This is a genomic window from Lysobacter oryzae DSM 21044, from assembly GCF_059568595.1.
In genome coordinates this window covers 99020-111641 of record NZ_JCANTQ010000012.1, presented here as the reverse complement: position 1 = coordinate 111641, position 12622 = coordinate 99020, and the positions used below count along the sequence as shown (strand labels likewise).

7 protein-coding genes and 1 pseudogene are annotated in these 12622 nt (G+C 72.0%); 4 read left to right on the top strand and 4 right to left on the bottom strand.

All coding sequences use genetic code 11. The features are described 5' to 3' along the window. Positions 1 to 58: 58 nt before the first annotated feature. From BP05_RS10990 to BP05_RS10980, 3 genes and pseudogenes are all read left to right on the top strand, one after another. Positions 59 to 769, top strand: a pseudogene (locus BP05_RS10990) (POTRA domain-containing protein); the annotation flags it as partial. A 57-nt stretch (positions 770 to 826) separates the two neighbouring features. Beyond that, the gene (locus BP05_RS10985; protein WP_496363822.1) at positions 827 to 2023 is read left to right on the top strand and encodes an autotransporter assembly complex protein TamA; all 1197 of its coding nucleotides are present in this window, start codon (positions 827 to 829) and stop codon (positions 2021 to 2023) included. 20 nt (positions 2024 to 2043) lie between these two features. Next, the gene (locus BP05_RS10980) at positions 2044 to 5952 is read left to right on the top strand and encodes a translocation/assembly module TamB domain-containing protein (protein WP_496363820.1); all 3909 of its coding nucleotides are present in this window, start codon (positions 2044 to 2046) and stop codon (positions 5950 to 5952) included. A gap of 31 nt (positions 5953 to 5983) precedes the next feature. Here the strand turns inward: BP05_RS10980 and BP05_RS10975 are convergent, their stop codons facing one another. The 4 genes from BP05_RS10975 to BP05_RS10960 all read right to left on the bottom strand — a co-directional run bounded on the left by BP05_RS10975 (position 5984) and on the right by BP05_RS10960 (position 11453). Then, a complete protein-coding gene (locus BP05_RS10975) occupies positions 5984 to 6982 on the bottom strand; it encodes an NADPH:quinone reductase (protein ID WP_496363344.1) in 999 nt (332 codons plus the stop codon). A 121-nt stretch (positions 6983 to 7103) separates the two neighbouring features. Next, positions 7104 to 8375 (bottom strand): sialidase family protein, encoded by a 1272-nt coding sequence (locus tag BP05_RS10970; protein WP_496363342.1) that lies wholly within the window; start codon positions 8373 to 8375, stop codon positions 7104 to 7106. A 68-nt stretch (positions 8376 to 8443) separates the two neighbouring features. Beyond that, the gene (gene mnmG, locus BP05_RS10965) at positions 8444 to 10333 is read right to left on the bottom strand and encodes a tRNA uridine-5-carboxymethylaminomethyl(34) synthesis enzyme MnmG (RefSeq protein WP_496363340.1); all 1890 of its coding nucleotides are present in this window, start codon (positions 10331 to 10333) and stop codon (positions 8444 to 8446) included. 553 nt (positions 10334 to 10886) lie between these two features. Beyond that, positions 10887 to 11453 (bottom strand): hypothetical protein, encoded by a 567-nt coding sequence (locus tag BP05_RS10960; RefSeq protein ID WP_496363338.1) that lies wholly within the window; start codon positions 11451 to 11453, stop codon positions 10887 to 10889. Positions 11454 to 11579: 126 nt separating this feature from the next. Here BP05_RS10960 and BP05_RS10955 point away from each other — a divergent pair, with 126 nt between their 5' ends. After that, a complete protein-coding gene (locus BP05_RS10955) occupies positions 11580 to 12596 on the top strand; it encodes a pyridoxal-phosphate dependent enzyme (RefSeq protein WP_496363336.1) in 1017 nt (338 codons plus the stop codon). Positions 12597 to 12622 lie beyond the last annotated feature (26 nt).

The window sequence follows — 12622 nt, the reverse complement described above, 5'->3', positions numbered from 1 at the left end:
CGCCAAGCGCACCGGCTTCGTTAATTCCCCTTTGACCCGCCCCCGGTATCCTCGGCCGATGCCCCGCCTCTCCCGACTGCTCACCGCCGGCGCCCTGTCCCTGTTCGTCGCCGGAGCTGCGCAGGCCGCGACGGTCAGCAAGGTCGAGGTGCGCGGGCTCGACGAGACGATGGCGCTGAACGTGCGCGTGTCGCTGTCGCTGGTCGATGCGATCGGCAAGGAGGTCTCCGGCCGCCGCCTCGCCTACCTGCTGCGCGAGGCGGAAAGCGAAACGCGCGAGGCGTTGGAGCCGTTCGGTTACTACTCGCCGCGCATCACCGTCGAGCGCACGCGCGATGGCGTGACCACGGTGGTCGAGAGCGCCACGCCCGGCGCAACCCCGGCCACGGCATCGGCAGCAGGCAGCGCGCCGGCGAACGCCGCGCCCGCCGCCGCTGTATCCGCCGCGGCGGATGCCGATGCCGATGCGCCGACCGCGGCCAGCGAGGCGCCCGCGCCCGGCGAGCGCCGCGCCAACAGCGCGCCGGTCAGCGTGACCATCACCGTCGAACTGGGCGAACCGGTGACCGTGCGCCGCGCCAACATCGCCATCGAGGGCGAGGGCGGCAACGACAAGTACCTGCGCGAGGACCTGGGCAAGTTCGTGCCGCAGCCCGGGGCCGTGTTCGACCATTCGCTGTACGAGGCGAGCAAGGCGCGCATCACCCGGCGCCTGGCCGAACGCGGTTACTTCGACGCCGATTTCGCCTCGCGCCAGGTCGCGGTGACGCGTGCCGAGCACGCGGCCGACATCGACCTGGTGTGGGCCAGCGGCGACCGCTACGACATGGGTCCGATGACGATCGTGCAGGCGCCGCGGCACATCATCCGCGACAGCCTGATCGAGCGGCTGGTGTACTGGGAAGAGGGCAGCTACTACCACCAGGGCAAGCTCGACAAGTTCCGCGAATCGCTGGCGCGGCTGGACTACTTCGCCGGCATCGACATCGAACCGCAGCCGGAGAACGCCGTCGATGGCCGCGTGCCGGTCAAGGTCACGCTGACGCCGGCCAAGCGCAGCATCTACACCGCCGGCCTCAGCTACGGCACCGACAGTGGCGCCGGCGTGCGCCTGGGCCTGGAGCGCCGCTACCTCAACGACCGCGGCCACAAGCTGCTCAGCCAGATCGAATGGGCGGAGAAGCGCAAGACCGCGACGGTGCAGTACCGCATTCCCGCGTTCGCCTGGATCGACGGCTGGTACACGGTCAGCGCGCAGTTCTACGACGAGCAGACCGACTACATCGACACGCACAAGATCGAGCTGGTCGGCAGCCGCAGCGGGCAGGTCAACGAACGCCTCAACGCGGTGGCCTCGCTGCATGCGCTGCGCGAGCGCTGGGCCTACGTGACGCAGGACAACGGCGACGGCGACGTCGCCTACAACTACGCGACCTTCCTGTACCCGTCGCTGCGCGGCGAGTACATCGACGCCGACAACCGACTGTTCCCGCGCGATGCCTTCGGCCTCACCCTGGAACTGCGCGGCGGCCTCAATGGCCTGGGCTCGGATGCGAGCTTCCTGCAGGCGTGGGGCCTGGGACGCTGGTACCGCGGACTGGGCGAGCGCAATCGACTGATCGTGCGTGGCGAGGCCGGCTACACCTTCACCAACGGCCTGGTCGACATGCCGCCGAGCCTGCGCTTCTTCGCCGGCGGCGACCGCAGCATCCGCGGCTACGCCTACCGCGAAGTCGGGCCGACCCTGGTGACCGACAGCGGCAAGAAGTACGCGCTCGGCGCGAAGAACGTGCTCACCGGCTCGGTCGAGTTCGAGCATTACTTCAACGAGACCTGGGGCGCGGCCGGCTTCGTCGATGGCGGCGACGCCTTCGACGACGACCGGCCCGACTTCCACACCGGCGTCGGCATCGGCCTGCGCTGGCGCTCGCCGGTGGGCCCGGTACGCCTGGACATCGCCCACGGCCTGTACCACCCGGATTCGCAGTACGAGATCTACCTCAACATCGGCGCGGACCTGTGATGGCGACGAAGCGGCCGACGATGACGCCGGAAGAACGCGACGCGCACGAAGCGCGCATCGCCGAGTTGCGCGCCAAGCGGCGCGCCCGCCTGCGCTGGCTCGCGATCCGCGGCAGCATCACCGCCGCGGCGCTGACCCTGGGCGCCGCCGCGCTGCTGTACTGGCTGCTCACCACGGTCGGCGGACGCAACGTGCTGCTGGCGCAGATCCAGCAGCGCCTGCCGGCGGAAGCGAGCCTGGCGTGGGCGCGCGCGGAAGGCCCGGCCTCGGGACCGCTGGTGCTGCACGACGTGCGCTTCACCTACCTGCTGGCCGACAAGCACGGCAAGCGCGATCCCGCGCACCCGCGCCGGCTCGAGTTCACCGCGCGGCGGGTGGTGCTCGATCCCGCGTTGCGGCCGCTGCTCGGCCGGCGCCTGCGCCTGGATGCGCTGCAACTGCAGGGCGCGACCCTGGAGATTCCCAGGAGCGACGAACCGTTGGAACTGCCGCGCTGGCCCGAATCGTTGCCGGCGATCCATCCGCCGCTGGCGCTGCAGGCCGACGACGTGCGCGTCGACGGGCTGGTGGTGACGCAGGCGCGGCAACTGCTCGTCGACGTGCGCCGCCTGCGCGCCGGGCTCGATGCGAGCGACGGCCGGTTGCACGTGGAATCGCTCGATGCCGACACCAGCCGCGGCCGCTTCACCCTGCACGGCGACTACGTGCCGCGCGACGACTACCGCATGGACCTGGTCGCCACCGCCGTGCTGCCGGCGCAGGCCGGCACGACGCCGCCGCGACTGGGCCTGGTCGCGCGCGGCGACCTCACGCGCATGGACGTCGGCGTCGCCGGCCGTGCGCCGGGCCCGACGCGGGCGACGCTCACGCTGCACGGCAAGGCGCAGCCGCGCTGGCAGCTGCACGCGCGCTCCGACGCGCTCGACCTGGCCTTGCTGACCGAAGGCAAGCCGTCGGACGTGCCGCTGGCGCTGCGCTTCGACGCGGACGGCGTCGGCGGCGAGATGAACCTGCAGGGTGAGTTCACCCACGGCGACGCGGCGCAGGGCGGCTTCAGCGCCACCGTGCTGCCGTCCAGGCTGCGCATCGAGAACCAGGTCCTCGAAGCCAAACCGCTGTCCCTGCGCCTGTTCGACGGCACCGCGGTGCTGCGCGGCCGCGCCGATTTCAACGACCCGGAACACGCGACGCTGCGCTTCGCGGTGAATGCGCGTGCGCTGAAATGGGGCGGCGCCAGGACGACGGCGACGACCCCCGCGCGGGCCGCACGCGCTACCCCGCTGATCCAGGCCGATGCCGATCTCGGCATCGCCGGCACGCTGCAGGCCTGGGCCGCGATCGGTCGCGCCACGCTTACGCGCGACGGCGAACGCGCGCTGGTGTTCTTCGACGGCCGCGGCAACGACGCGCACATGGCCGTGCGCAACCTGCGCGCGCAGATGCCCAGCGGCGCGTTCGATGCCACCGGCGACGTCGCCTGGAAGCCGACGCTGGGCTGGCACCTCGATGCCACCCTGGACGGCTTCGATCCCGGCTACTTCGCCCCGCGGTGGCCGGGCGCGTTGCGCGGCCGCTTCAGCACCCGCGGCACGACCCGCAACGACGGCGGCCTCGACATCGTGGTCGATGCGCCGCAACTGGGCGGGCGCCTGCGTGGACGCCCGCTCGCCGGGCGCGGCCGCTTCCTGATGCGCGGCGCCGCGACACCGGCCGCGCAGGACAGCTACGAAGGCGACGTCGCGCTCACCTTGGGCGGCAGCCGCATCGAGGCGAAGGGCAAGGTCGCGAACGTGCTCGCCATCGATGCGAAGTTCGCGCCGCTGCAGCTCAACGACCTGCTGCCCGACGGCGCGGGCACGCTGCAGGGCACGCTCACGCTGCGCGGCCCGCGCAACACGCCGGACCTCGATGCCGACCTCGACGGCAGCGGCCTGCGCTATCGCAACTACCGCGCCGACAGCCTCAGCGTGCGCGGGCGCCTGCCCTGGCGCAGCGGCAACGGCGCATTGGCCGTGCGCGCGAACGGCCTCGATCTCGGCACGCCGGTCGAGTCGCTGACCCTGGATGCACGCGGCGCGGTGGAGAACCTGCAACTGCAGGGCGAGGCGCGCGGCGAGATCGGCTCGCTGGCCTTGAGCGGCAACGCCGTCAAGCGTGGCGCCACCTGGCAGGGCGCGCTGGCGTCGCTGCGGCTGGTGCCGGTGAAGGGCGCGCAGTGGCAGTTGCAGCAGGCGGCGCAGTTCCGCTGGGACGGGCGCAGCGGCGCGTTGTCGAACGCCTGCCTCGCCTCCAGCGGCGGCGGCTCGCTGTGCGCGAATGCCGACTGGCCGCGTCGCGGCCTCGACGTGCGCGGCACCGGCTTGCCGCTGACCCTGCTGCTGCCCTACCTGCCCGAACGCAGCGACCGGCGTCCGTGGATCCTGCGCGGCGACGTCGCGCTCAGCGCGCAGCTGCGCCCGCTCGGGGCGGGCTGGCGCGGCACCGCGCACCTGACCTCGCCCAACGGCGGCATGAAGTTCAGCGAGCGCTCGCGCACCGAGATCGTGCGCTACGGCGGCCTCGACCTCACCGCGACCTTCGATCCGCAGCGCCTCAGCGCAGAACTGCACAGCTCGCTCAACGACGACGGCCGCGTCGATGCGCGCATCGCCACCGGTTGGGATGCGTACGCGCCGCTGTCGGGCGAGGTCGGCATCGATACCGACGAACTCACCTGGATGGAGCTGTTCTCGCCCGACATCGTCGAGCCGACCGGAAAGCTCGAAGGCCGTGTCACGCTCGCCGGCACGCGCGCCAAGCCCCTGCTCGGCGGCAACGCGCACCTGACCCGCTTCGCCACCGAGCTGCCCGCGCTCGCCATCCAGCTGCGCGACGGCGACGTGCGCATGGATGCGTTGCCCGACGGCACCGCGCGCATCGCCGGCAGCTTGCGTTCCGGCGACGGCACGCTCAACATCGATGGCACGCTCGGCTGGCAGGGCGACGACACCCCGCTGGTGCTCGCGCTCAAGGGCGACAACGTGCTGCTCTCGGACACGCGCGACCTGCGCGCGGTCGCCAACCCCGACGTGCAGGTGCGCTACGCCGCCAAGCAGCCGCTGCAGGTCACCGGCACGGTCACCGTGCCGTCGGCGCGCATCGACCTGGAACGCCTGGACGAAGGCGTGTCCGCGTCGCCCGACGTGGTCGTGCTCGATCCGGTCGACCCGGAGCAGACCCGCGCCTCGCCGCTCGACATGGACCTCACCATCGCGCTCGGCAACGACGTCAAGCTCGCCGGCTTCGGCCTCGATGGCACGCTCGGCGGCCAGCTGCGCGTGCGCGCGCGACCGGGCCGCGAGATGACCGCGTCGGGCCGCCTCGACGTCGACGGCCGCTACACCGCGTACGGGCAGAAGCTGCAGATCACCCGCGGCGAACTGGTGTGGTCGAACAGTCCCGTCGCCGATCCGATCCTCAACATCCGCGCCGAACGCGAAGTCGGCCAGGTCACCGCCGGCATCGACGTCACCGGCCGCGCCGCCGCGCCGCAGGCGAAGGTGTGGAGCAATCCGGCCAGTTCGCAGTCCGAGGCGCTGTCGTACCTCGCGCTGGGCCGGCCGCTGTCGAGCGCGAGCAACGACGAGAGCCGCCAGCTCAACGCCGCCGGCGCGGCGCTGTCGGCGGGCGGCAGCCTGCTGGCCTCGCAGCTGGGCGCGAAGATCGGCCTCGACGACGCCGGCGTGATGGAGAGCCGCGCGCTCGGCGGCAGCGTGCTCGGCGTCGGCAAGTACCTCTCGCCGCGCCTGTACGTCGGCTACGGCGTGTCGCTGCTCGGCACCGGCCAGGTGCTGACGCTGAAGTACCTGCTGCGCAAGGGCTTCGACATCCAGATCGAATCGAGCACGGTGGAGAACCGCGCGTCGATCAACTGGCGCAAGGAGAAGTAGGCGCGCGGGCGTTGCGGAAGCGGCGCGGCCGTCAGCGCGCGTCGCCGCCCAGGTCGAGCACGACGTTGCCGGCCACGCGCCCGGATTCGACCGCCTCATGCGCCTCGGCCACGCGCTCCAGCGGCAGCCGCAGCGCGATGTTGTGCTGCAGGGCGCCGGCTTCCAGCCACGCGGTGAGCTGGCGTTCGGCGATGCCGCGATCGGCGGGCGACAGGTGGTAGACGATGAAGAAGTTGACGCGCACGTTCTTCAGGATCGCCGGCACGAACGGCACGGCGATCTCCGGCGCGCCGCTGCCGTAGACCACGATGCGGCCTTCCGCTGCGATCAGCGCGAAGTCGAGCGCGGCGTTCGCGGCGAAGTCGACCTCGACGATGCGGTCCACGCCGCGGCCGCCGGCGAGCTCACCCACGCGCGCGGCGACGTCCTCGCGGCGGTAATCGATGGCGACGTCGGCGCCCGCGGCCTGCGCGAGCGCGGCCTTCTCCGCTGAGCTCACCGTGGCGAGCACCTGCGCGGCGCCGAGCAGCTTCGCCATCTGCACCGCGTAATGGCCGACCGCGCCGGCGCCGCCGGCGACGAGCACGCGCCGGCCGGCCACGCCGCCATCGACGGCGAGCGCGTGCAGGGCGGTGAGCGCGGGAATGCCGAGGTTGGCGCCAACCTCGAGTGGCACCCCATCCGGCAGGCGCACCGCCTGCGCCGCGGGCAGCACGATCCACTCGGCGGCGGTTCCGTGCGCGCGGCCCCAGGCGGCGTTCCACAGCCACACCCGCTCGCCGAGCCGTTCCCGCGCCACACCGGCGCCGACGGCATCGATGACGCCGCTGCCGTCGCTGTGCGGGATCACCTCCGCGAACGGCAACTCCCTGCTGCGCGTGCCGGCACGACTCTTCACGTCGGATGGGTTCACGCCCGACCAGGCCAGCCGCACGCGCACTTCGCCGGGGCCGGGGTCCGGGCGCGGGCGGTCGGCGACGGACAGCACGTCGCGGGCCGAGCCGGTGCGGGAATAGAAGGCGGCGCGCATGGCGGAAGTTCCGGCGGGAGGAGCGCGGCAGGGTAGGCCGCCGCGCCACCCGATGGTTCCATCTGCAGCGAACGCTGCGTTGCCGCTGGTCGGACGCTGCGCCGCGAGCGGCGTGCGAGCGCTAGGGCGCGACCACCGCCGCGTGCAGCTGCGGCTTGCCGCCGATCACGTCGGTCCACACCACGACCACGCCGCCGTCGTGCAGCGCCAACTGCGGGAAGCCGGTGCCGCGGCCGCGCCCCTGCAGCCGCGCCACCTCCAGGCGCTGGCGTTGCCGCGACAGATCGGGCGCGTATTCCGCGAGCTGCAGCGATTGGCCATCTGCGTCCTCGCGCAGCCACAGCACCCACGCCGCGTCGGTGGACAGCGCGACATCGACGCGGCCCTGCACCGCTTCGCCGCGATCGAGGGTGACGGGCGCGGCGAAGCGGTCGCCATCGTCTCGCGAATGCGCCAGCTTCACCGCGGGCACGTCGCCGGCGGCGGTGTACCAGGCGGCGAGGACGTCGTGGTCGCGCGCGGCGAGCGCGGGACCATTGACCGGACACGCCGGCATCTTCCAGTCGTCCGCGTGCACGGTGTGCGGCGCGGACCAGGCGCCCTGGTCGAGGCGCGACACGGCGATGTCGCGGATCTCCTCGGGCGTGCGGTCGCGGAAGGCGAGCAGCGGTCCGCGCGCGGTGAGGGCGACGTCGGTCTGGCAGCAGTCGCAGGTCATCGCATCGATGCGGGTTTCGTCGCGGCGCTGCAGGCGCGCATCGAACACCGCGGTGCGCAGGGTCATGGCCCCGCCGTGGCCGCCGTGCATCGCATGCGCGTCCTCGCCGGCCGAGTCGCGGCCGTCGAGCCAGGCCACGCCGAGCGCGTCGTTGGCCGCGGGCCACAGCGACACGAAACCGTGCTCGGCGGCCTTGCCGTCGTCATTGACGCGCACGGGCGCCGACCACGTCTGCCCGCCATCGCCGGAGCGCGTCATCGCCACGTCGTAGGCGTAGGAGTCCTGCGCCGACTTCTGCAGCCAGTGCGCCCACAGCGCGCCATCCGCCGTCACGGCCACGTGCGGCGTATCGGCCCAGTTGACGAACCAGTCCGTGCCGCCGGCGATGGTGCGCGGCGCACTCCAGCTTCCGTTGGCGAGCGTGGCGAAACGCAGCGAATGTCCCGCACCCTGCGGTTCGACCCACGACAGCAGCAGCCCGCCCTGGCCGTCGGCGACCAGGTCCGGTTGCGCGGCGACCGCGGTCGTGGGCAAGGCGATCTCGCGCAGGTGCAGCGGCGGCGATTGGGGCGCAGCGGCGTTGCGGGGCGACGGCGGCGCGGGCGCCGGGCCGCAAGCCGCCAGGGCCAATGACAACGACAGCGCGGTCGGCAGGGTGCGAGTAATGGGCTTCATCCGCGCAGCGTAAGCGAAGCGTCGGCCTGCCGCTGCGGCCGCGCGCTGCGCTGGCGTGTTCGCCGGGGTTACGCGACCTGCGTACGCTTCACGCGGGCCAGGTGCACCAGCAACAGGGAAATGGCGGCCGGGGTCATGCCCGGGATCCGCTGTGCCTGGCCGATCGTCTGCGGCTGCACGCGCTGCAGCTTCTGCGTGACCTCCGCGGACAACCCGCGCACCACGGCATAGTCGAAGCCGGCAGGGATCGCGGTGCCCTCGTGGCGCTGCTGGCGCTCGATCTCCTCGCGCTGGCGGTCGAGGTAGCCGGAATACTTCACGCCGATCTCGACCTGTTCGGCCACCGCCGCGTCGTCGACCGACGGCCCGAGCGAGGCGACCTGCATCAGCTTGGCGTAGTCGAGTTCCGGACGCTTGAGCAGGTCGCGCGCGCTGGTCTCGCGGGTGATGTCGATGCCGAGCGCCGCGTTGATCTCGCTTCCCAGTGCGTTGTTGGGTGCGGCCCAGATCGCGCCCAGGCGCGCGTTCTCGCGTTCGATCGCTTCGCGCTTGGCGGCGAAGGCCGCCCAGCGCGCCTCGTCGACCAGGCCGAGTTCGCGCCCCACCGGCGTCAGGCGCAGGTCGGCGTTGTCCTCGCGCAGCTGCAGGCGGTACTCGGCGCGCGAGGTGAACATGCGGTACGGCTCGGTCGTGCCGTGGGTGATCAGGTCGTCGACCAGCACGCCGAGGTAGGCCTCATCGCGGCGCGGCGACCAGCCCTCGCTACCCTGGGCGAGGCGCGCGGCGTTGACGCCCGCGAGCAGGCCCTGCGCGGCGGCTTCCTCGTAGCCGGTGGTGCCGTTGATCTGCCCGGCGAAGAACAGGCCGGCGATCGCCTTGGTCTCCAGCGTGGTCTTCAGGCCGCGCGGATCGAAGAAGTCGTACTCGATCGCGTAGCCGGCGCGGGTGATGTGCGCGTGCTCGAAGCCGCGGATCGAACGCACCAGCTCCAGCTGTACGTCGAACGGCAGCGAGGTGGAGATGCCGTTGGGATAGATCTCGGTGACGTCGAGGCCTTCGGGCTCGACGAAGATCTGGTGGCTGGACTTCTCGGCGAAGCGCACCACCTTGTCCTCGATCGAGGGGCAGTAGCGCGGGCCGATGCCCTCGATCTGCCCGGTGTACAGCGGCGAGCGGTCGAGCGCCCCGCGGATGATCTCGTGGGTGCGTTCGCTGGTGTGGGTGATCCAGCACGACACCTGGCGGGGATGGTCGGCGGAGCTGCCGGTGAAGGACATTACCGGGCGCGGATCGTCGCCGGGTTGTTCCTCCATCATCGCGTAGTCGAGGGTGCGGCCGTCGATGCGCGGTGGCGTGCCGGTCTTGAGGCGATCGACCACGAACGGGCCTTCGCGCAGCCGCTGCGCGAGCGCGACCGCGGGCGGATCGCCGGCGCGGCCGGCGGCGTAGGTTGTCTGGCCGACATGCACCTTGCCGGCGAGGAAGGTGCCGGCGGTGAGTACCACCGCGGGCGCGTCGAAGCGCAGTCCGGTCTGGGTGAGCACGCCGACGGCCCGCCCGCCCTCGAACACGATGTCGTCGACCGCGGCCTGGAACACGGTGAGGTTCGGCTGGCGCTCGACCGCGCGCCGGATGAAGGCGCGATAGAGCGCGCGGTCGGCCTGGCAGCGCGTCGCGCGCACGGCCGGGCCCTTGCTCGCATTGAGCCGGCGCCACTGGATGCCGGCCGCGTCGGCGGCGCGCGCCATGATGCCGCCGAGCGCGTCGATCTCCTTGACCAGATGGCCCTTGCCAATGCCGCCAATGGCCGGGTTGCAGCTCATCGCCCCGACCGTCTCCACCGAATGCGTCAGCAGCAGCGTGCGCGCACCGGCGCGGGCGGACGCGAGCGCCGCCTCGGTGCCGGCATGGCCGCCGCCGACCACGATCACGTCGTATTGGTAGAAGGACTGGGTCAAGGTCGGAGCCACGTTGCAGGGACGGCAATTTTACTAGAGCAATCAGGTGCTTGCCGGCGCCGGCGGCAGGGAACGCGGGGCGGCCGGAAAGTTGGCACGCATCCTGCTTTACCTACCTTGCACCTTGCGGGGCAGGCGCTAGACGCCGGCTGGTAATGGAACAGGGGCTGGCCAAGCGCTCGCGGGGGAAGCACGGGGGTCGAATGTCGGGGGACGTTCGGCCCCTTTTTTATGCCCGGGCGCCGGAAGTGTGACGACGATCGCACTCCATGCCAGGCAGAGGCCCGGAATCACGGGTCGGCGGATCAGGTTCGCGCGGAAGGAGTGGCCGCCGGCGGGAATGGGAGCCGGCGTCCAACGAAGGCGGAACAGGGGGGATCCGTGATTCTTCGTCGGACGCCGACATCGGCGCTTGCCACCATCGACTGGCCTGCAAGGTCGAAATGCGACGCAGCCGGTCAGTGGTTGCAGCTTGCCGTCACTCCCGGGGCAACGCAAGCGCCGGGCCGCTGCGATCTGTGACGCATTGCCGCTACTGCGAAACGCGCCCGCCTCAGGGCTCCTGGGTCTCGGCGCGCCGCTTCGATTCCTGCGCGCGCTGCATGATCTGCCGCATGCGCGAGCCGTCGTTGCCGCTGTCGCGGCGTGGCGCCGGCTGACGCGACGACGCGTCCGGCGGCGGCGTGCGTGGCGCTCCGAGCTGGTCCGGGGCGAGGCCGTCAGGCCCCTGCGCGCGGCGGCGACGGTCGAGGTCGCGCCAGGCCGGCGTGCCCTGGGTGCCGAGCTGGTCCGGGGCCAGGCCATCGGGTCCGTCCACGCGCCGGCGACGGTTGAGGTCGCGCCAGGGCGGCGGGTTGTCGCGGTGATCGCCGGTGGATGGCGTGCCCGGCCGCGGGCGGTGGTGGTAGTAGGGGTAGTAGTACGGTTGGCGGTAATACGGGTAACCGTAGTACGGGTAGCCGTAATAGCCGTAGCCCGGATAGTAGGGATAGCCGTAGTCGTAGTAGCGGTACTCGACGCTGGGCTGGCCGTAGTAGTAGCCGTCGCGGTACCCGTAGCCGGTGACGCAGCCGCCGAGCAGCCCGACTAGCAGGGCTGGAAGAAGAAGTTTGCGGATCATGTCGGATACCCCCCGGGGTGTGTGCGCCAGCTTCCGGCCGGCGCTTTGAACTCGGGCTTAATTCGCCCGGCTCCACCCGCGAGCTGCGAAACCGTTAAGCACGGCGGGCGCGCTAGCATCAGCGCGATGGATACCGCCCCCGCCCTTGCCGCTCGCGGGCGCGCCGCTGCCGATTCCACCGCAGCGGTCCTGCCCGCATTCGACGACGTGCTCGCCGCCGCCGCGCGCATCGCTCCGCATGCGCACCACACGCCGGTCCTGCGTTCCCGTTCGCTGGATGCACTGGCCGGATGCGAACTGCATCTCAAGGCCGAGCACCTGCAGCGCGCCGGTGCTTTCAAGTTCCGCGGCGCCTGCAATGCAGTGTGGTCGCTGCCGCAAGCAAGTGCCAGCCGCGGCGTGGTCACCCACTCCTCCGGCAACCACGGCGCGGCCCTGGCGCTGGCCGCGCGCACGCGCGGGATCCCTTGCCACGTGGTCGTACCGCACAACGCGGTCGCGGCGAAGGTGGCGGCGATCCGGGCCTACGGGGCCACGCTGCACTACTGCGAGCCGACGATCGCGGCACGCGAAGCGGCGTGCGCGAAGGTCCAGGCCGACACGGGCGCGGAGCTGGTGCATCCGTACACCGATCCGCGCGTGATCGCCGGACAGGGCACGGCCGCGCTGGAACTGCTCGGCCACGACGGCCGCTTCGATGCCCTGGTCACGCCGCTCGGCGGCGGCGGGCTGTTGGGCGGCACCGCGATCACCACCGCGGCGGTCTCGCCGGAAACTCGCGTTTACGGCGCCGAGCCCGCCGGCGCGGCCGATGCGTTCGCATCGCTGCAACGCGGCGAGCGCGTCACCGAACTGGTGCCCGATACCATCTGCGATGGCCTGCGCGGCCTGCTGGGCGCACCGAACTTCGCCCTGCTGCGCATGCACCAGGTCGAGGTCCTGCTCGCCGACGATGCCGCGGTGGTGCGCGCGCTGCAGGTGTTCTGGCAACGGACCAAGCAGATCATCGAGCCTTCGTCGGCGATCGCGCTGGCCGTCGTCCTCGGCAACCGCGAACGCTTCGCCGGGCAACGGGTAGGGGTGATCCTTTCCGGCGGCAACGTCGACCTGGAAGCGCTGTCCGGGCTGTTCGCCCGCGTCTGAAATCACGGATACTCGCGGCGCCGTGG

Excerpts from the sequence above, each read along its gene's own strand:
- BP05_RS10985 (WP_496363822.1), top strand. The coding sequence starts at position 827 with ATGGGTCCGATGACGATCGTGCAGGCGCCGCGGCACATCATCCGCGAC.
- BP05_RS10970 (WP_496363342.1), bottom strand. The coding sequence starts at position 8,375 with ATGAAGCCCATTACTCGCACCCTGCCGACCGCGCTGTCGTTGTCATTG.
- BP05_RS10960 (WP_496363338.1), bottom strand. The coding sequence starts at position 11,453 with ATGATCCGCAAACTTCTTCTTCCAGCCCTGCTAGTCGGGCTGCTCGGC.
- BP05_RS10980 (WP_496363820.1), top strand. The coding sequence starts at position 2,044 with ATGACGCCGGAAGAACGCGACGCGCACGAAGCGCGCATCGCCGAGTTG.
- BP05_RS10955 (WP_496363336.1), top strand. The coding sequence starts at position 11,580 with ATGGATACCGCCCCCGCCCTTGCCGCTCGCGGGCGCGCCGCTGCCGAT.
- BP05_RS10975 (WP_496363344.1), bottom strand. The coding sequence starts at position 6,982 with ATGCGCGCCGCCTTCTATTCCCGCACCGGCTCGGCCCGCGACGTGCTG.